Source organism: Bacillus sp. EKM420B (assembly GCF_011065565.1).
Taxonomy (GTDB): Bacteria; Bacillota; Bacilli; order Bacillales; family Bacillaceae; genus Bacillus; species Bacillus velezensis.
In genome coordinates, this window is the sequence record NZ_JAAMNX010000003.1 from 239,716 (window position 1) to 259,352 (window position 19,637).

General features: G+C 46.9%; 16 protein-coding genes, 2 tRNA genes and 1 other annotated feature. Of the genes, 17 read left to right on the top strand and 1 reads right to left on the bottom strand.

Annotation, left to right across the window (positions count from 1 at the left end):
* The first annotated feature begins 1 nt into the window (after position 1).
* The 4 genes from G9F48_RS11225 to G9F48_RS11240 all read left to right on the top strand — a co-directional run bounded on the left by G9F48_RS11225 (position 2) and on the right by G9F48_RS11240 (position 1,328).
* Positions 2-511, top strand: coding sequence for a YfcE family phosphodiesterase (locus tag G9F48_RS11225; protein ID WP_165409497.1), 510 nt, complete (start codon positions 2-4; stop codon positions 509-511).
* Between the two features lie 113 nt (positions 512-624).
* Positions 625-698: transfer RNA gene (locus G9F48_RS11230), tRNA-Arg, on the top strand.
* A 121-nt stretch (positions 699-819) separates the two neighbouring features.
* Positions 820-893 (top strand) — tRNA-Arg (locus G9F48_RS11235).
* A 249-nt stretch (positions 894-1,142) separates the two neighbouring features.
* On the top strand, positions 1,143-1,328 hold the full coding sequence (locus tag G9F48_RS11240; protein WP_007408136.1) for a hypothetical protein: 186 nt from the start codon (positions 1,143-1,145) through the stop codon (positions 1,326-1,328).
* Positions 1,329-1,367: 39 nt separating this feature from the next.
* On the opposite strand, the gene G9F48_RS11245 is transcribed toward G9F48_RS11240, so the two are convergent.
* Positions 1,368-1,718 (bottom strand): DNA helicase, encoded by a 351-nt coding sequence (locus tag G9F48_RS11245; RefSeq protein WP_165409498.1) that lies wholly within the window; start codon positions 1,716-1,718, stop codon positions 1,368-1,370.
* A gap of 423 nt (positions 1,719-2,141) precedes the next feature.
* Positions 2,142-2,393 (top strand) — a binding site (T-box leader).
* A gap of 119 nt (positions 2,394-2,512) precedes the next feature.
* On the opposite strand from G9F48_RS11245, the gene ilvB reads away from it, so the two are divergent.
* The 13 genes from ilvB (at position 2,513) to yihA (ending at position 19,611) form a co-directional block, all read left to right on the top strand.
* A complete protein-coding gene (ilvB, locus tag G9F48_RS11250) occupies positions 2,513-4,237 on the top strand; it encodes an acetolactate synthase large subunit (RefSeq protein ID WP_165409499.1) in 1,725 nt (574 codons plus the stop codon).
* Positions 4,234-4,752, top strand: a complete 519-nt coding sequence (gene ilvN / locus G9F48_RS11255) for an acetolactate synthase small subunit (RefSeq protein WP_003152598.1) — start codon at positions 4,234-4,236, stop codon at positions 4,750-4,752. Before ilvB ends, ilvN begins: the two co-directional genes overlap by 4 nt.
* A gap of 22 nt (positions 4,753-4,774) precedes the next feature.
* Positions 4,775-5,803 (top strand): ketol-acid reductoisomerase, encoded by a 1,029-nt coding sequence (gene ilvC, locus G9F48_RS11260; RefSeq protein ID WP_007408142.1) that lies wholly within the window; start codon positions 4,775-4,777, stop codon positions 5,801-5,803.
* Positions 5,790-7,346, top strand: coding sequence for a 2-isopropylmalate synthase (locus G9F48_RS11265; protein WP_165409500.1), 1,557 nt, complete (start codon positions 5,790-5,792; stop codon positions 7,344-7,346). The genes ilvC and G9F48_RS11265 overlap by 14 nt, the downstream gene beginning before the upstream one ends.
* 20 nt (positions 7,347-7,366) lie before the next feature.
* A complete protein-coding gene (gene leuB, locus G9F48_RS11270) occupies positions 7,367-8,464 on the top strand; it encodes a 3-isopropylmalate dehydrogenase (RefSeq protein ID WP_014418560.1) in 1,098 nt (365 codons plus the stop codon).
* A gap of 49 nt (positions 8,465-8,513) precedes the next feature.
* Complete coding sequence (gene leuC, locus G9F48_RS11275) at positions 8,514-9,932, top strand: 3-isopropylmalate dehydratase large subunit (RefSeq protein WP_165409501.1); 1,419 nt, start codon at positions 8,514-8,516, stop codon at positions 9,930-9,932.
* 15 nt (positions 9,933-9,947) lie between these two features.
* The gene (gene leuD, locus G9F48_RS11280; RefSeq protein ID WP_165409502.1) at positions 9,948-10,547 is read left to right on the top strand and encodes a 3-isopropylmalate dehydratase small subunit; all 600 of its coding nucleotides are present in this window, start codon (positions 9,948-9,950) and stop codon (positions 10,545-10,547) included.
* 117 nt (positions 10,548-10,664) lie between these two features.
* A complete protein-coding gene (gene ddcA / locus G9F48_RS11285; RefSeq protein WP_070082174.1) occupies positions 10,665-11,669 on the top strand; it encodes a DNA damage checkpoint antagonist DdcA in 1,005 nt (334 codons plus the stop codon).
* 216 nt (positions 11,670-11,885) lie between these two features.
* On the top strand, positions 11,886-13,160 hold the full coding sequence (gene tig, locus G9F48_RS11290; protein ID WP_003152618.1) for a trigger factor: 1,275 nt from the start codon (positions 11,886-11,888) through the stop codon (positions 13,158-13,160).
* Between the two features lie 271 nt (positions 13,161-13,431).
* A complete protein-coding gene (clpX, locus tag G9F48_RS11295) occupies positions 13,432-14,694 on the top strand; it encodes an ATP-dependent protease ATP-binding subunit ClpX (protein ID WP_003152620.1) in 1,263 nt (420 codons plus the stop codon).
* Between the two features lie 150 nt (positions 14,695-14,844).
* Positions 14,845-16,503 carry an ATP-dependent protease LonB gene (gene lonB / locus G9F48_RS11300; protein WP_165409503.1) on the top strand — a complete coding sequence of 553 codons (1,659 nt, stop codon included), beginning with the start codon at positions 14,845-14,847 and terminating at the stop codon, positions 16,501-16,503.
* 199 nt (positions 16,504-16,702) lie between these two features.
* Positions 16,703-19,027, top strand: coding sequence for an endopeptidase La (gene lon / locus G9F48_RS11305; protein WP_165409504.1), 2,325 nt, complete (start codon positions 16,703-16,705; stop codon positions 19,025-19,027).
* Positions 19,024-19,611 (top strand): ribosome biogenesis GTP-binding protein YihA/YsxC, encoded by a 588-nt coding sequence (gene yihA, locus G9F48_RS11310; RefSeq protein ID WP_003152626.1) that lies wholly within the window; start codon positions 19,024-19,026, stop codon positions 19,609-19,611. The genes lon and yihA overlap by 4 nt, the downstream gene beginning before the upstream one ends.
* Positions 19,612-19,637 lie beyond the last annotated feature (26 nt).

Here is a 19,637-nt window from a genome sequence, read left to right on the forward strand (position 1 = left end):
AATGAAAGTGCTGATAATAAGTGACAGTCACGGCCTTGAAGACGAGCTGGAGACGATTGCAAAGCGGCACGAAGACGAAGCGGATCTGATGATTCATTGCGGTGATTCAGAGCTTGACGCCGCACATCTGGCGCTCACGCCGTATCACACGGTAAAAGGCAATTGCGACTTTGGCGGCGGGTTTCAGGATGAACTCCTTCTGGACGCCGGCTCAAAGAAAATTCTGGCCGTTCACGGGCATCTTCATGGCATTAAACAGTCACTTTTAACTGTTTTTTACCGGGCGGAAGAGCTTGGGGCGGATATCGTCTGCTTCGGCCACTCACATATTGCCGGGAGTGAAGTGCTTCGGGGCAAGCTTTTGATTAATCCGGGCAGCATTCGTCTTCCGAGAGTCCGCAATGTGAAAAGCTATGCCATTCTTACTCTTACAGAAAGAGAAGGCGCCGTGACATTTTACGACGAAACGGGTCGGGAATTGAAGGACTTGGGGAATACAATCAGTTTTTAACAAGTGATGGGGGAGATTTCATTCTTCCCCATCAAAAGTTTTTAAAAAAATATTGACTTATGATTTGAACCTGTATATAATAAATCTTGTCGCTGATACATAAAGCAAAAGCTGTCCCAGTAGCTCAGCTGGATAGAGCAACGGCCTTCTAAGCCGTCGGTCGGGAGTTCGAATCTCTCCTGGGACGTACAAAAAAAGAGCTGGTGACATCAGAGTGAAAACTGATGCCGCTGGCCTTTTTTATCGGATGACTATATTGTCAATTTGCTGATATCATGGTAAAATGATCAGCAGATATTTGTTTTCATGTCCCAGTAGCTCAGCCGGATAGAGCAACGGCCTTCTAAGCCGTCGGTCGGGAGTTCGAATCTCTCCTGGGACGTATAAAAAACCTCAAGCCCTGACAATGGGTTTGAGGTTTTTTTGTATTTTATTTTTATTTTACGAAACAAAAGTTCCGTATTTGATGAAAATTGTAAAGTAATTTTAATATAAATGAAACTTAATGTAATATTTACCGTAATAAATATATGTATAAAGATACTTAAGGCGCCCTTGAGTGATAAATTATCTGATTTCTATCATACGTTTTGTCGGTGATTGTTAGAAAGACAGCAGGAGGAATTAGCTTTTGAAGTACGCATTTGCATATAAAAATCACAATATAGAAACGATCTTTTGCGGAAAAGACGAGCTGTTTGAGGAACTGAAACAATTTTTAATCACTCAATGCGGTTTAATCATTGTTGAGGTTTCAAGGGCTGATTACTATACGGAGCAGGAAATGAATCAGTGGAATGACCGTTATACTCTGTGAACAAGAAAAGAAACCGGCCGTGTGAGACCGGTTTTTGTATCATCTGAATCCGCTCGGAGCGCTGAAGCCCCCGGCATGGCCGCTGAAACCGCCTCCGAGCGCGCCGGGATGTGCCCCGGCGCCGAGGCTTCCGCCGACGTCACTGAAGGTTTGGCCGTAGTACCCGGATGTATAAGGGTACGGAACGAATTGCTGTCCGGCGAATGACAGCGTGCCTTGCGGGGTCTGCTGTCCGTATCCGGATGGCGGAAATCCCTGCTGAAAAGAAGGGCCGCCTTGATATGGTGCTGCATGCATCGGGGCCGGAGGATAGTAAGACTGCGGCGGTAAGACCGGTAAAGGCGGAAATCCAGGAGGCAGGCCCTGCATGCCTGATAACATCTTATTCATGACATCACTCATTTCTTACGAGATAAGAACAGTGTATGCGTATGTCTGTATAAAGAGCCTGTTCAATCGAACGGAATATCTGACAAGCATGCCGGAAGGGCAGAGAAAAATCGCGTAATAAAATGTGACATATTCGTATATGAACGGAAAAATTTCATGTAATCTTGAGAGATTAATAAAAAAATGATAAAAACTTTTAATATTTACAGATCCCTTTGTACCAGTAATGAAAGCGTATACAAAGTAGATTGATTAATCTAAATTGTCTAATAATTATAAAAATGCTGTTGACACTGTCTGCAAACGGGCGTAATATGAGTTCAAACAAAAATAAATAAATGATTCACGCTAAAAAGAAAAATCATAAAACACTGAAAAAAACAAACAAATGAAGGTTCTTTTTTAATAAAAGAGCTGCCATAATAAAAAGCGCAGAAGAGGATAAGTAGCTTTGCTGAAGTTTTTCACAGAGAGCCGGTAACGCTGAGAGCCGGTAAAACAAATCAAAGTGAACTCCCCTCAGAGTGCCGGTCTGAAATGTAAAGAGTAGGACTCGGCCGAGTGAACGCAATGTTTACTCGTTATCAAAACGGATAATCATTATCCATGAGACGGTCTGCATATGACCGTAAACAAGGGTGGTACCGCGGAGAGCAAAGCCTTTTCGCCCCTTTTGGCTATCGCATGAAATGCTTGGCTGAATGTGGGTGGGAAGGCTTTTTTATTTGCGTCAGCCGGCGCTGCGTTTTATGAATTGGATTTTAGAAGGGAACATTGAAAAGGAGGAACTGAAAATGGGCACAAATGTACAGGCGGATTCTTTGTCTGCCGATTGTACAAAAACAATGAACGGGGCTCTGATGCTGATTGAATCATTAAAGAAAGAAAATGTCGAGATGATCTTCGGCTATCCGGGGGGAGCCGTCCTTCCGATTTACGATAAACTGTATCAATCAGGATTGGTTCACATCCTGCCCCGCCACGAGCAAGGCGCGATTCATGCGGCAGAAGGGTATGCGAGAGTCTCCGGAAAGCCGGGGGTTGTGATTGCTACCTCCGGACCCGGAGCGACAAATTTAGTTACCGGTCTTGCGGATGCGATGATTGATTCACTGCCGCTCGTAGTGTTTACCGGTCAGGTTGCCACTTCGGTCATCGGCAGCGACGCTTTCCAGGAAGCCGACATTTTAGGAATTACGATGCCGATTACGAAACACAGCTACCAAGTCCGCCGTCCGGAAGATCTCCCCCGTGTGATTAAAGAGGCGTTCCATATCGCCACGACGGGAAGACCGGGCCCGGTATTAATTGATATACCGAAGGATGTCGCAGCATTTGAAGGAGAATTCAGATATGATCACGAGATCAATCTTCCGGGTTATCAGCCGGTAAAAGAGCCTAACTATCTGCAGATCCGAAAGCTCGTGGAAGCTGTCAGCAGTGCGAAAAAGCCGGTTATTTTAGCCGGAGCGGGTGTTTTGCACGGTAAAGCTTCAGAAGATTTAAAAAATTATGCCGAACAGCAGCAAATTCCGGTAGCGCACACGCTTCTCGGTCTGGGCGGTTTCCCGGCAGACCATCCTCTTTTTCTGGGAATGGCGGGGATGCACGGCACATACACAGCGAATATGGCGCTTTACCACTGTGACTTGCTGATCAGCATAGGAGCGCGGTTCGATGACCGTGTGACCGGAAATCTGAAGCATTTTGCAAAATCAGCCAAAGTAGCGCATATCGATATTGATCCTGCTGAAATCGGAAAAATTATTGAAACGCAGATTCCGGTGGTCGGCGACAGTAAAATCGTCCTTCAGGAATTATTGAAGCAAAACGGAAAACAGGGACAGACAGAGGAATGGAAACAGCAGCTTTCAGAATGGAAAGAAGAATATCCCCTTTGGTATACAGACGACAGTGAAGAAGGCTTGAAACCCCAAAAGCTGATTGAGTATATTCACCAATTCACAAACGGTGAGGCGATTGTGGCGACGGATGTCGGCCAGCACCAGATGTGGGCGGCTCAGTTTTATCCTTTCCGAAAGGCTGATAAGTGGGTGACCTCGGGGGGACTCGGCACAATGGGCTTCGGCCTTCCGGCGGCTATCGGTGCGCAGCTGGCCGATCGTAACGCCGCGGTCGTTGCCATCCTCGGAGACGGCGGTTTTCAGATGACCCTTCAGGAATTAGATGTCATCCGGCAGCTGAATCTTCCTGTCAAAGTGGTTATCTTGAACAACGAATGTCTGGGCATGGTCAGACAGTGGCAGGAAATCTTCTATGAAGAACGCTATTCTGAATCCAAATTCTCGGCGCAGCCTGACTTTGTCAAATTGTCAGAAGCCTACGGCATTAAAGGCGTCCGGATTTCATCGGAAGAAGAGGCGGAAGAAGAGCTTAAAAAGGCGCTTTCATCAAAAGAACCGGCCGTTATTGACGTTCGGGTCGCCAAAAGCGAGAAAGTATTCCCGATGATTGCGCCGGGTAAAGGACTTCATGAAATGGTGGGGGTGAAACCTTGAAACGCATTATCACATTAACGGTGGTCAACCGCTCGGGAGTATTAAACCGGATCACCGGCCTGTTTACAAAAAGACACTATAATATCGAAAGCATCACTGTAGGCCACACGGAAACAAGCGGTGTTTCAAGGATTACATTTGTCGTCCATGTGGAAGGCGAAAATGACGTAGAGCAGCTGACAAAGCAGCTTAACAAACAAATTGACGTCCTGAAAGTGACGGATATTACAAACCAATCGATTGTACAGCGTGAGCTGGCATTAATCAAAGTTGTTTCCGCACCGTCGGCCAGAACGGAAATCAATGGAATCATTGAGCCGTTCAGAGCTTCCGTCGTTGATGTCTCAAGAGACAGCATCGTCGTTCAGGTTACCGGCGAATCTAATAAAATCGAAGCGCTCATAGAGCTTCTCAAACCTTACGGAATTAAAGAAATCGCGAGAACGGGCACAACGGCTTTTGCGAGGGGAACCCAGCAGAAGGCGTCATCCAATAAAACAATTTCAATTGTATAACACAAAAAAGGGAGAGATTAAAATGGTAAAAGTATATTATAACGGTGATATCAAAGAGAACGTATTGGCAGGTAAAAAAGTAGCGATTATCGGTTACGGTTCACAAGGTCATGCACACGCGCTGAACTTAAAAGAAAGCGGAATTGATGTCATTGTCGGCGTCAGACAAGGCAAATCATTTACACAGGCCCAAGAAGACGGTCATCAAGTCTTTTCGGTAAGAGAAGCGGCTGCCCAGGCTGATATCATTATGGTTCTTCTTCCGGATGAACAGCAGCAAAAAGTATATGAAGCTGAAATCAAAGATGAATTGACGGCGGGCAAGTCATTGGTATTCGCACACGGATTTAACGTCCATTTCCATCAGATCGTGCCTCCTGCTGATGTGGATGTATTCCTTGTCGCCCCTAAAGGACCTGGACACCTTGTCAGAAGAACATATGAACAAGGCGCGGGCGTACCGGCATTGTTTGCCATCTACCAGGATGTATCAGGCGAAGCGAAAGATACGGCTCTTGCTTATGCAAAAGGAATCGGCGGAGCGCGTGCGGGGGTTCTTGAAACAACATTTAAGGAAGAAACGGAAACAGATTTGTTCGGTGAGCAGGCTGTTCTGTGCGGAGGTTTAACGGCGCTTGTCAAAGCGGGTTTTGAAACGCTGACAGAAGCCGGCTACCAGCCTGAACTCGCATACTTCGAGTGTCTGCACGAACTGAAGCTGATCGTAGACTTGATGTATGAAGAAGGGTTGGCCGGCATGAGATACTCTATCTCCGATACGGCTCAATGGGGAGACTTTGTATCAGGACCGCGCGTAGTTGATGCAAAGGTAAAAGAATCGATGAAACAAGTATTAACGGATATTCAAAACGGTACATTCGCAAAAGAATGGATCGTGGAAAACCAAGTGAACCGTCCTCGTTTCAATGCGATCAATGCAAGCGAAAACGAGCATCAGATTGAAAAGGTCGGCAGACAGCTTCGTGAAATGATGCCGTTTGTCAAACAAGGCAAGAAGAAGGAAGCGGTGGTCTCCGTTGCGCAAAATTAATGTTTTCGACACGACCCTTCGTGACGGTGAACAATCTCCCGGGGTCAACCTCAATTCCCGGGAGAAACTGGCGATAGCCAAGCAGCTTGAAAGACTCGGGGTGGACATTATTGAAGCGGGATTTCCCGCTTCATCCCGAGGTGATTTTTTAGCCGTGCAGGAAATCGCAAGAACGATTAAAAATTGTTCGGTAACAGGGCTTGCCCGATCTGTCAAAGGTGATATCGACGCAGCCTGGGAAGCGCTGAAAGACGGGGCCAGCCCGCGCATTCACATCTTTATCGCCACCTCTGACATTCATCTGAAGCATAAGCTGAAAATGACGCGGGAAGAGGTTAAGAAAAAAGCGGTTGAAATGGTGAAGTATGCAAAAGAACGCTTTCCGATCGTTCAATGGTCGGCAGAAGACGCATGCCGCACCGAACTTCCGTTTCTGGCTGAAATCGTAGAAGAAGTGATTGATGCCGGCGCGAGCGTCATCAACCTGCCGGACACTGTAGGTTACCTGACGCCGGCTGAATACGGAAACATCTTTAAATATATGAAGGAACACGTTCCGAATATCAGCCGGGTAAAACTCTCAGCCCATTGCCACGATGATCTCGGAATGGCGGTTGCCAACTCACTTTCGGCAATTGAGAACGGCGCTGATCAAATTGAATGCGCCATTAACGGCATAGGAGAAAGAGCCGGGAATGCCGCGCTAGAGGAAATCGCCGTTGCGCTTCATGTCAGAAATGACGCGCATCAAGCCGATTCATCTCTCAATCTTCATGAATTGAAGCGGACGAGTGATCTTGTCAGCAAACTGACGGGCATGGCCGTTCCCCGCAACAAAGCAATCGTCGGAGATAACGCTTTCGCACATGAGTCCGGCATTCACCAAGACGGTTTCCTGAAAGAAAAATCAACATATGAAATCATTTCACCGGAACTTGTCGGCGTGACTGCTGATGCGCTCGTACTCGGAAAGCATTCCGGGCGCCACGCGTTCAAAGACCGCCTGAATACGCTTGGATTCCAGTTTGATAGTGATGAAATCAATAAATATTTTACGATGTTTAAAGAACTGACCGAAAAGAAAAAAGAAATCACCGATGATGACCTGATTTCTCTTATTTTAGAAGAAAAAGTGACGGACAAAAAAATCGGCTATGAATTTTTGTCTCTGCAAGTGCATTACGGGACGTCTCAGGTGCCGACTGCAACAGTCTCTTTGAAAAATCAGGAAAACGAACAGCTGATGCAAGAGGCGGCAACGGGGGCGGGCAGCGTAGAAGCCGTTTATAATACGCTCGGGCGCTGCATCGATAAAAATATTGAACTGACAGACTACCGCATCCAATCCAACCGGAAAGGCGAAGACGCGCTGGCTCAAGTTTACGTCAGAGTGACCGTGAACGGAAAAGAAACATCAGGGCGGGGAATCGCGCAGGATGTTCTGGAAGCTTCTGCTAAAGCTTATCTGAACGCCGTGAACCGGCAGTTGGTGCTGGATTGCAATTTAGACGGATTAAAGAGACAGACTGCGGTCGGCTCGTAATAGAAAGGAGAACGTTTGATTTGAAAAAACGCATTGCTTTGCTACCCGGTGACGGAATCGGACCGGAAGTGGCGGAATCAGCGGCAGATGTATTGAAAAGCGTTGCCGAACAATTCGGACATGAATTTGAATTTGAAAACGGGCTGATCGGGGGAGCAGCTATTGACGCCCATCAAAACCCCCTTCCTGAGGAGACGGTGGCTCTTTGTGAAAGATCCGACGCCATCCTGCTCGGGGCAGTCGGCGGGCCGAAATGGGACCAAAATCCTCCAGAGCTCAGACCGGAAAAAGGCCTGCTCGGCATCAGAAAAAAACTCGGCCTGTTTGCCAATCTGCGTCCCGTGACCGTATTTGAAAGCCTGTCTGAGGCTTCTCCGCTGAAAAAAGAATATATCAGCGGCGTCGACTTTGTAATCGTCAGGGAACTGACGGGCGGCCTCTACTTCGGAGAACCGAGCAGACAGTATGTCAATGAAGCGGGAGAAAAGGAAGCAGTCGATACCCTTTTTTATAAGAAAGAAGAAATCGAACGCGTTGTCAGAGAAGCCTTTAAGATGGCTGCCGGCAGAAAAGGAAAAGTGACGTCCGTTGATAAGGCGAATGTGCTTTCTTCAAGCAGGCTGTGGCGTGAAACAGCGGATGAAATCGCAAAAGAATTTCCTGATGTGACGCTTGAACATATGCTTGTCGATAATGCCGCGATGCAGCTCATCTACGCTCCGAGCCAGTTTGACGTCATCGTAACTGAGAATATGTTCGGCGATATTTTAAGCGATGAAGCCTCAATGCTGACAGGCTCGCTCGGCATGCTGCCGTCAGCCAGTTTATCAAGTTCAGGTCTTCACTTGTTTGAACCCGTGCATGGATCTGCGCCTGACATCGCCGGTAAAGGGATGGCCAATCCGTTTGCGGCAATTTTATCAGCGGCGATGCTTTTGAGAACATCTTTCGGACTTGAAAACGAAGCGCAGGCGGTGGAAAAAGCGGTCGCAAAGGTGCTTGCAGACGGCAGCCGTACACGTGATATCGCCCGGGACGGCCAATATGCCGGAACGCATGACATTACTGAAAAAGTAAAAGCCGCATTAGCCGGCTCGAATACAAAATCTATAGTATGACGCTTTAAAGAAAGCGGTCTTAGTTCATAGGTAGAGGGAGGAAACAAAGATGATGCCTCGAACAATCATCGAAAAGATTTGGGATCGGCATGTTGTAAAAAGCGGTGAAGGAAAACCCGACCTTCTCTATATTGATCTGCACCTCATTCATGAGGTGACGTCTCCTCAGGCGTTTGAAGGGTTAAGGCAGAAGGGAAGAAAGGTCAGACGGCCGCAGAACACATTCGCGACGATGGACCACAATATTCCGACCGTCAACCGTTTTGACATTAAAGATGAAGTCGCAAAGCGCCAAGTAACCGCGCTTGAACGGAATTGCGAGGAGTTCGGCGTCCGTCTTGCGGATCTTCACAGCGCAGACCAGGGGATCGTTCATGTAGTCGGGCCTGAGCTTGGTCTGACACTTCCGGGAAAAACGATCGTTTGTGGAGACAGCCATACATCGACTCACGGCGCGTTCGGAGCGCTTGCCTTCGGTATCGGCACAAGTGAGGTGGAACATGTTCTTTCCACACAGACATTATGGCAGCAGCGGCCGAAAACGCTTGAAATCCGAGTTGACGGAACGCTCCAAAAAGGAGTGACAGCGAAGGATGTCATCTTGTCGGTCATCGGAAAATACGGGGTGAGATTCGGTACCGGATATGTCATTGAATACACCGGGGAAGTATTCAGAAACATGTCTATGGACGAACGCATGACCGTCTGCAATATGTCAATAGAAGCGGGAGCCCGTGCGGGACTGATCGCTCCTGATGACACGACGATCGAATACTGTAAAAACCGTAAATACGCGCCAAAAGGCGAGGAATTTGAAAAAGCCGCCGCAGAATGGAAAGCGTTAAAAACCGATCCGGGCGCCGTATACGATCATTCCATCGTGTTAGACGGCAGCGAGATTTCTCCAATGGTAACATGGGGCGTCAATCCCGGCATGGTTCTCCCGGTCGATGCCCAAATACCGGCGCCGGAAACGATTGATTCTGAAGACGGTAAAAAAGAAGCCATCCGCGCGTACGAATACATGGGAATCTCACCGAATCAAAAAATTGAAGATATTAAAGTCGAGCATGTGTTTATCGGCTCCTGTACAAATTCGCGGATGACCGATCTTCGCCAGGCTGCGGATATGATCAAAGGCCGAAAAGTCGCCGACAGCGTCAGAGCCATTGTGGTGCCGGGTTCTCAAAGCGTGAAACAGCAGGCCGAGGAAGAAGGGCTGCACCGCGTGTTTCTCGAGGCCGGCTTTGAATGGAGAGAATCAGGCTGCAGCATGTGCCTCAGTATGAATAATGATGTCGTGCCTGAAGGGGAACGATGCGCTTCCACTTCCAACCGCAACTTCGAAGGCAGACAGGGAAAAGGCGCGAGAACACACCTTGTCAGTCCGGCGATGGCGGCAATGGCGGCCATTCACGGGCATTTCGTCGATGTAAGAAAGTTTTATCAAGAAAAAACAGTTGTGTAAGGAGTGCGCGAAAAGATGGAACCTTTAAAAACGCATACGGGAAAAGCGGCCGTCTTAAACCGGATCAACGTCGATACGGACCAGATTATTCCGAAACAGTTTTTGAAAAGAATTGAAAGAACCGGATACGGCAGATTCGCGTTTTTTGATTGGAGATACCTTGAGAACGGTGAGCCTGATCCTGAATTTGAATTAAACCGCAAAGTCTATGAAGGCGCGTCCATATTAATTGCCGGAGAGAATTTCGGCTGCGGATCATCCCGTGAGCACGCTCCTTGGGCGCTGGATGACTACGGCTTCAAAATCATCATTGCTCCGTCATTTGCCGATATTTTTCATCAAAACTGTTTTAAAAACGGTATGCTTCCCATCCGTATGCCGTATGATCAGTGGAAAAAACTCACCGGCCAATATGAAAATCAGTCTCTTAACATGACGGTTGATTTGGAAAACCAGCTCATTCATGACAGTGAAGGAAAAGAGATTTCATTTGAAGTCGATCCTCACTGGAAGGAAATGCTGATTAACGGTTATGATGAAATTTCATTAACGCTTCTGCTGGAGGACGACATTCAGCAGTTTGAATCGAAAAGAAGTTCATGGCTTCAAGCCTGAAAAAAGCCGCCCGGCATCTGTCCGGCGGCTTTTTTTACCGTGTGCATCATCCTTTCTTGTGTTTCATGACGCGTGTTGATACACTTGAACAAAATAGCGCCTGAAAGGAAATAAAGTATGACGCATGACAAGAAAAAAGCTGATATCATTCCTTTCCCCCGTCTGAAAGAACGCTTGGTTGATAAAGGGATGGCCGCCATGAAGGATAAACAGTATGAGGAGGCCCTCGAACTGTTTTCAGAGGCGGTAAGCCACGGCGATACCGAGTCCGACGTACATTTAGGCATGGCGATTTGTTTTCTGGAACTCGGGGAATTGGAAGAAGCAAAACAAGTTTGCGAGAAAATGCTGAATGAAGGGTACGGCCATTATTTCACCGTGCTGCAGGTGTACATGACCATTTTAATTCAGCTGAAACAATATGAAGAAGTCAAAAGCACAATTGAAGCTGTGCTGGAAGAAAACCAGCTGCCCGCAGAAAGTGCGGAGCAATTCTACCGGCTGCTCGAATTCAGCCGCAAAATGACCGATCCCGATCAGCAGGATGAGGCGTGGGAGGAGGAATACGAGGACATTCTTGATGCGGAAAAAGTGCTGAACAGCCCCGCTGAACAAATGAATCTGATTCATTCTCTTAAAGACCGCAATATTGCAAAATACACGGGTCTCTTAAAAACAATTCTTCAAGATCCGGGCGCGCATCCGCTTATCAAGACGATGATTTTGACGCTGATGGCGGAGCATGACTACAGCAAGCCGGTTCATATTACAAAATTCGGCGATTCAATGACCGCGGTTCCGAGTGAAACGGTTCAGCCTGATGCGGCTCCGATTTTGCACCGCGTTCTCCGGGTGCTTGATGAAACGCTCGGCAATGAAAACCCTACATTATACGCTGCCGTCGAGGAGCTGTGGAGAAGGCATCTGTACGTTCTGCACCCTTTTATGCCGAAGTTTTTGAACGCGGATTTATGGGCGGCTGCGCTTCATAAGGTCGGTTACGAGATGCACGGCATTGACATTGAGCCGGAGGAACTTCATATGATGTACGAGTTTGACAGCCGCGAACTCGAAGAAGCCTGCACGATGATTAAGGATATTGAAGAAATTTCTTATTTGTAAATCACACCATATAGTTGAAAGCGGTAGGCGTTATGTTATAATATAGTGGTTGTATTTATGTATAGCGGTTTAACTGAAATGAGAATTACGGTTGGACAGGCTGCCAGTTCATTACATAATGATTCTGATTCAAAGCGGTTTTTTCTTTGACAAAGCCGCGGATTGCTTTAGAATGGAAGACCGACACAACCTGAATAGATTTTTGGAGGGAAACACATGTCTGTAAAATGGGAAAAACAAGAAGGCAACGAAGGCGTATTAACGGTTGAAGTTGATGCGGATACGTTCAAAACAGCTCTTGATGATGCATTTAAAAAAGTAGTAAAACAGGTTTCTATTCCTGGATTCCGCAAAGGGAAAGTTCCCCGCGGTTTATTCGAACAGCGTTTCGGCGTTGAAGCTCTTTACCAGGATGCTTTAGATATTTTACTTCCTGTAGAATACCCTAAAGCGGTTGAAGAAGCCGGCATTGAGCCTGTAGACCGCCCTGAAATCGATGTTGAAAAAATCGAAAAAGGCGAAAGCTTAATTTTCACTGCAAAAGTGACTGTAAAACCGGAAGTGAAACTTGGCGATTACAAAGGCTTAGGAATCGAAAAAGATGACACTGCCGTTACTGACGAAGATGTACAAAACGAACTTAAAGCGCTTCAAGAGCGTCAGGCTGAGCTTGTCGTGAAAGAAGAAGGCGCTGTTGAAAACGGCGATACAGTCGTTCTTGACTTCGAAGGTTTCGTTGACGGCGAAGCGTTTGAAGGCGGAAAAGCTGAGAACTACTCACTTGAAGTAGGATCAGGTTCATTCATCCCGGGCTTCGAAGAGCAGTTAACAGGCCTTGAAGCAGGCGCTGAAAAGGATGTTGAAGTAACATTCCCTGAAGAGTACCACGCTGAAGAGCTTGCCGGAAAACCAGCTGTTTTCAAAGTGAAAATTCATGAAATCAAAGCGAAAGAGCTTCCTGAGCTTAACGACGAATTCGCAAAAGACATTGACGAAGAAGTTGAAACGCTTGCTGAATTAACTGAGAAAACAAAAAAACGCCTTGAAGAAGCAAAAGAAAACGAAGCTGACGCTAAATTGCGTGAAGAGCTTGTTCTGAAAGCATCTGAAAACGCTGAAGCTGATGTTCCTCAAGCGATGATCGACACTGAGCTTGACCGCATGCTGAAAGAATTCGAACAGCGTCTGCAAATGCAAGGCATGAACCTTGAGCTTTACACTCAATTCTCAGGCCAAGACGAAAACGCGTTAAAAGAGCAAATGAAAGAAGATGCCGCAAAACGCGTAAAATCAAACCTGACTCTTGAAGCGATCGCTCAAGCAGAAAACCTTGAAGTAACGGACGAAGAAGTTGAAGCTGAGCTGACTAAAATGGCTGAAGCTTACAACATGCCGGTTGAAAACATCAAGCAGGCAATCGGTTCAACTGACGCGATGAAAGAAGATTTAAAAGTTCGAAAAGCAATTGATTTTCTTGTAGAAAACCGTTAATATGGTTCATAATAATAGACATAATAAAACAGGGCGCGATTAATTCGTGCCTTGTTTTGTACAATTATGATATAACTCTTTTTCTTGGGGCAAGATAGTCATTGCCGGGCTGTTTTTCGTCATACATATAGAATGTGCAAGTGCGAAACACATTGTTACCGTCTTACTGGAAAGTATGGTAAAATGCAATACATACTCGATCGTAGCAAGAACCGTTTTCTTTTGCCCTTCAGGTAAAAGAAAAAGTGAGACAAGATTAAGGGGTGAAAGAATGTTTAAATTCAACGAGGAAAAAGGACAATTGAAATGCTCGTTCTGCGGAAAAACGCAAGATCAGGTTCGTAAGCTGGTTGCAGGACCGGGTGTATATATATGCGACGAATGTATTGAGCTCTGTACAGAAATCGTAGAGGAAGAGCTTGGTACGGAAGAAGAAGTCGAATTTAAAGACGTTCCGAAGCCGCAGGAAATCCGCGAGATTCTGAATGAATATGTCATCGGACAGGATCAGGCGAAGAAATCACTTGCGGTTGCGGTATACAACCATTACAAACGCATCAATTCCAACAGTAAAGTGGATGATGTCGAACTTTCTAAAAGTAATATTTCTTTAATCGGACCGACTGGAAGCGGGAAAACACTTCTTGCCCAGACGCTTGCGCGTATTCTGAACGTTCCGTTTGCGATCGCGGACGCTACATCTCTGACTGAAGCCGGATATGTCGGTGAGGACGTAGAAAACATCCTCCTCAAGCTGATTCAGGCAGCAGACTATGATGTGGAAAAAGCAGAAAAAGGCATTATTTATATCGATGAAATCGATAAAGTAGCGCGGAAATCTGAAAACCCGTCCATTACACGCGACGTATCAGGCGAAGGCGTTCAGCAGGCGCTGCTGAAAATTCTTGAAGGAACGGTTGCAAGCGTGCCGCCTCAAGGAGGACGCAAACATCCTCATCAGGAATTCATCCAGATCGATACGACGAACATTCTGTTCATTTGCGGCGGTGCATTTGACGGCATCGAACAAATCATCAAACGCCGTCTCGGACAAAAAGTCATCGGCTTCGGCTCTGATAATAAAGCGGCAGACCTGGAAAAAGAAGAACTGCTTTCTAAAGTTCTTCCGGAAGACTTGCTCCGTTTCGGTCTGATTCCTGAATTCATCGGCCGTCTTCCTGTCATTGCAAGCCTTGAGCAGCTTGACGAAACGGCACTGGTTGAAATTCTGACTAAACCGAAAAACGCACTCGTCAAACAATACAAGAAAATGTTAGAACTTGATGATGTCGAGCTTGAATTTGAAGGCGAGGCATTATCTGAAATTGCGAAAAAAGCGATCGAGCGTAAAACAGGCGCACGCGGCCTGCGTTCTATCATTGAAGGCATCATGCTTGACGTCATGTTTGATCTGCCGTCCCGCGATGATATTGAAAAATGTGTCATTACCGGAGCGACAGTCGCAGACGGTGAAGCGCCGCGTCTTGTATTAAAAGACGGTACTGTTGTCGGCCAAGATAAAACATCAGCATAACACGACAAAACCTCCTGACTCGAATTAATCAGGAGGTTTTTTTTCTTGTCCTGACCCTTCTGAAAATGTTTATTCCGGGCTTTGCTGGGAGATACTAGCGGACAGAGGAATGAATTGGATACATAAATCGTTTTTTCAGGAGGGACCAGCATGAGTTGGACAGGGATCGCATTATTTGTACAGCTGTTTTTCGGGATAGTCATCGGACTATATTTTTGGAATCTGCTCAAAAACCAGCGAACACAAAAAGTGACGATAGATAAAGAATCAAAAAAGGAAATGGAACAGCTGCGCAAAATGCGCGCCATCAGTTTAACAGAACCTTTATCAGAAAAGGTGCGGCCGAAAAGCTTTCAGGACATTGTCGGCCAGGAAGACGGAATTAAAGCGTTAAAAGCAGCGCTTTGCGGACCGAACCCGCAGCACGTCATTATTTACGGTCCTCCGGGAGTCGGTAAAACGGCTGCGGCGCGGCTGGTATTGGAAGAAGCGAAAAAACATAAACAGTCACCGTTTCAAAAGCAGGCTGTTTTTGTTGAACTTGATGCGACGACCGCGCGGTTTGATGAACGGGGGATTGCCGATCCGCTTATCGGTTCAGTGCATGATCCGATTTATCAGGGAGCGGGTGCGATGGGCCAGGCAGGCATTCCGCAGCCGAAACAGGGGGCTGTGACCCATGCTCACGGCGGGGTATTGTTTATTGATGAAATCGGCGAGCTTCACCCGATTCAGATGAATAAAATGCTGAAGGTGCTTGAAGACCGAAAAGTATTTTTAGACAGTGCGTATTACAGTGAAGAAAATACGCAAATACCGAATCACATTCATGATATTTTTCAAAATGGGCTTCCGGCGGATTTCCGTTTGATCGGAGCGACAACGAGAATGCCGACTGAAATTCCGCCGGCCATCCGTTCGCGCTGTCTTGAAGTATTTTTCCGCGAGCTGGAAAAGGATGAACTTAAAATCGTTGCGAAGAAAGCAGCCGACAAAATTCAGAAAGAGATTTCTGACGAAGCTCTCAGCGTGCTGACCGCATATACGAGAAACGGACGTGAAGCCGTCAATATGATCCAGATCGCCGCCGGCATGGCGGTGACTGAGGACAGAAAAGAAATCACGACAGAAGATATAGAATGGGTTGTTCATTCCAGTCAGCTCACACCTAAAAATGAGCAGAAAATCGCCGATGAACCGCAAGTCGGCATCGTGAACGGACTCGCCGTCTACGGGCCGAACAGCGGCGCATTGCTGGAAATCGAAGTGAATGTCACACCTGCGCAGGACAAAGGAAGCCTGAATATCACGGGAATTGCAGAGGAAGAAAGCATCGGCAGCCAATCGAAGTCGATCCGCCGCAAAAGCATGGCGAAGGGATCTGTGGAAAATGTTCTGACGGTTCTCCGCACAATGGGCATCAAACCTTCAGACTATGACATTCACGTCAATTTTCCGGGCGGAGGCCCGATTGACGGACCTTCAGCAGGTATCGCGATGGCCGCGGGGATTTTTTCCGCGATTCACCGCATCCCGATCGACCATACGGTGGCGATGACGGGAGAAATCAGCCTGACGGGGCTTGTCAAACCGATCGGCGGCGTCATTCCGAAAATTAAAGCCGCAAAACAGGCCGGAGCAAAAACGGTCATTATCCCATATGAAAATCAGCAGTCCATTCTGAAACGAATAGACGGAATCACCATTAAAGCGGTAAAAACGTTCCAGGAAGTGCTTGACGTCATATTGGTTGACCCTCCTTCAGAACAAAAACCGTTTGATATCCAAATGAATAAAGAATCTGTATAAACCCCATTTTTATAATGGGGTTTTTTTATGGAGGACATCTTTTCCTTTTTCAGAACAGAAAGAAAGGGTATACTACGAAGAGACTGTTTTATATACAGGGCAGGCGGATAAGCCGATTAAAGCCCGATCCCGGAATTGTACAACGATGAAAAAGTTGTATTATAATGGTTCATACTAAAGTCACGGAGGTGTCAGTCACATGGCAGAAGATACAAAACGCAGCATCCCGCTCCTCCCTTTAAGAGGCTTATTGGTATACCCGACAATGGTTTTACATTTAGATGTAGGCCGTGACAAGTCGGTTCAGGCTCTTGAACAGGCAATGATGCATGATCATATGATTTTTTTAGCCACTCAGCAGGATATTTCGATAGACGAACCGGGTGAAGAGGATATTTTCGCCGTCGGCACTTATACAAAAATTAAACAGATGCTGAAGCTGCCCAACGGTACGATCAGAGTGCTTGTAGAAGGCATTCAGCGGGCGCAGATCCTTGAATACACCGAACTCGAAGATTATACTTCGGTCGATATACAGCTGATGCATGAGGATGATTCAAAAGACGTGGAAGACGAAGCGCTTATGCGGACGCTGCTGGACCATTTTGACCAGTACATAAAAATTTCTAAAAAAATCTCCGCAGAAACGTATGCGGCTGTGACTGATATTGAAGAGCCCGGCAGAATGGCGGATATCGTCGCTTCTCATCTCCCGCTGAAATTAAAGGACAAGCAGGACATTTTAGAAACGGCGGATATTAAAGAACGTCTGAATAAGGTCATTCGTTCCATTCATAATGAAAAAGAAGTGCTGGAGATTGAGAAAAAAATCGGTCAGCGCGTCAAACGTTCGATGGAACGCACTCAAAAGGAATACTACTTGCGTGAACAGATGAAAGCCATTCAGAAGGAACTTGGCGACAAAGAAGGAAAAACCGGCGAAGTTCAGTCGCTCACGGAAAAGATAGAAGAAGCAGGCATGCCTGAGCGTGTCAAAGAAACGGCGCTTAAGGAATTAAGCCGTTACGAAAAAGTGCCGTCAAGCTCAGCGGAAAGCTCTGTTATCCGCAACTATATCGACTGGCTCATCGCCCTTCCGTGGTCGGATGAAACAGAAGATAAACTTGATATAAAAAAAGCCGGGGAAATCTTAGATAAAGAGCATCACGGCTTAGAGAAAGTGAAAGAGCGGATTTTGGAGTATTTGGCCGTGAAACAGCTGACGAAAACGCTGAAAGGGCCGATTCTTTGTCTCGCCGGACCTCCGGGAGTCGGTAAAACATCTCTTGCAAAATCAATCAGTACGAGCATGGGGCGCCGTTTTGTGAGAATTTCACTGGGCGGAGTGCGCGATGAGTCTGAAATCCGCGGGCACCGGCGCACATACGTCGGGGCGATGCCGGGCCGGATTATCCAGGGAATGAAAAAAGCCGGCAAACAAAATCCGGTTTTTCTCCTGGATGAGATCGACAAAATGTCATCTGATTTCAGAGGCGATCCGTCTTCGGCGATGCTTGAGGTGCTGGATCCGGAACAAAACAGCACATTCAGCGACCACTATATTGAAGAGACGTTCGATTTATCGAAAGTACTGTTTATCGCGACTGCGAATAACCTTGCTTCCATCCCGGGCCCTCTCAGAGACAGAATGGAGATTATCAGCCTGTCAGGCTACACTGAAAACGAAAAGCTGGAGATTGTGAAAGATCACCTGCTGCCGAAACAAATCAAAGAGCACGGGCTCACAAAGAGCAACCTGCAGATTCGGGATCAGGCGATTACGGACATCATCCGCTACTATACGAGGGAAGCCGGCGTGAGAACGCTTGAACGCCAGATTGCCGCCATTTGCCGAAAGGCTGCGAAAGCCATTGTGTCTGAGGAGAGAAAACGCATTACCGTTACAGAGAAAAATCTGGCCGACTATCTCGGAAAACGGATATTCAGATACGGACAGGCGGAAACCGAAGATCAAATCGGGGTTGTCACGGGGCTCGCGTATACGACGGTCGGCGGAGATACGCTGTCAATCGAAGTGTCATTGTCACCGGGAAAAGGAAAGCTGATTCTGACCGGGAAGCTTGGAGATGTCATGCGGGAATCCGCGCAGGCCGCTTTCAGTTATGTCCGCTCGAAAACGGAGCAGCTCGGAATTGACCCGAAATTCCATGAGAAGTATGACATTCATATCCATGTCCCTGAAGGAGCGGTGCCGAAAGACGGCCCTTCTGCCGGAATTACGATGGCCACGGCGCTCGTTTCAGCATTAACGGACCGTGCGGTAAAACGCGAAGTCGGTATGACGGGAGAAATCACGCTGCGGGGCCGCGTGCTTCCGATCGGCGGACTGAAAGAAAAGGCGCTCGGCGCGCACAGAGCGGGCCTGACCACTATTATTGCGCCTAAAGATAACGAAAAAGATATAGAGGATATTCCAGAAAGCGTCAGAGAAGGACTGAAGTTTATATTCGTGTCTCACCTGGATGACGTTTTGGAACATGCCTTAGTAGGAGAGAAGAAATGAAAGTCACAAAGTCAGAAATCGTGATCAGCGCGGTCAAACCCGAACAGTACCCTGATGGGGGGCTTCCGGAAATCGCGCTGGCGGGAAGATCAAATGTAGGAAAGTCATCTTTTATCAATTCATTAATCAATCGGAAAAACTTGGCCAGAACGTCATCAAAACCGGGGAAAACACAGACTTTAAACTTTTACATCATCAATGATGAATTGCATTTTGTCGACGTTCCCGGGTACGGATTTGCGAAAGTTTCCAAAAGCGAGCGGGAAGCATGGGGGAGAATGATTGAAACCTATATGACGACCCGCGAAGAGCTGAAAGCCTGCGTGCAGATTGTCGACCTCAGGCACGCGCCGTCTGCTGAAGACGTGAACATGTATGAATTCCTGAAGTATTACGGCATTCCCGTCATCGTTATCGCGACAAAAGCGGATAAGATTCCAAAAGGAAAATGGGACAAGCACTTAAAGGTTGTCAAACAGACGCTTGATATGGATCCTGAAGATGAGCTGATCTTATTTTCCTCTGAAACGAAAAAAGGCAAAGATGAAGCATGGGGAGCCATTAAAAAAATGATCAGCCGGTAATGAAAAACCCAAAACGCAGTGCGTTT

Bases quoted from the DNA above. Each gene is read 5' to 3' on its own strand.
- G9F48_RS11225 (WP_165409497.1), top strand. From the start codon at position 2: ATGAAAGTGCTGATAATAAGTGACAGTCACGGCCTTGAAGACGAGCTG.
- G9F48_RS11245 (WP_165409498.1), bottom strand. From the start codon at position 1,718: ATGAATAAGATGTTATCAGGCATGCAGGGCCTGCCTCCTGGATTTCCG.
- ilvB (WP_165409499.1), top strand. From the start codon at position 2,513: ATGGGCACAAATGTACAGGCGGATTCTTTGTCTGCCGATTGTACAAAA.
- ilvC (WP_007408142.1), top strand. From the start codon at position 4,775: ATGGTAAAAGTATATTATAACGGTGATATCAAAGAGAACGTATTGGCA.
- leuC (WP_165409501.1), top strand. From the start codon at position 8,514: ATGATGCCTCGAACAATCATCGAAAAGATTTGGGATCGGCATGTTGTA.
- leuD (WP_165409502.1), top strand. From the start codon at position 9,948: ATGGAACCTTTAAAAACGCATACGGGAAAAGCGGCCGTCTTAAACCGG.
- ddcA (WP_070082174.1), top strand. From the start codon at position 10,665: ATGACGCATGACAAGAAAAAAGCTGATATCATTCCTTTCCCCCGTCTG.
- tig (WP_003152618.1), top strand. From the start codon at position 11,886: ATGTCTGTAAAATGGGAAAAACAAGAAGGCAACGAAGGCGTATTAACG.
- clpX (WP_003152620.1), top strand. From the start codon at position 13,432: ATGTTTAAATTCAACGAGGAAAAAGGACAATTGAAATGCTCGTTCTGC.
- lonB (WP_165409503.1), top strand. From the start codon at position 14,845: ATGAGTTGGACAGGGATCGCATTATTTGTACAGCTGTTTTTCGGGATA.
- lon (WP_165409504.1), top strand. From the start codon at position 16,703: ATGGCAGAAGATACAAAACGCAGCATCCCGCTCCTCCCTTTAAGAGGC.
- yihA (WP_003152626.1), top strand. From the start codon at position 19,024: ATGAAAGTCACAAAGTCAGAAATCGTGATCAGCGCGGTCAAACCCGAA.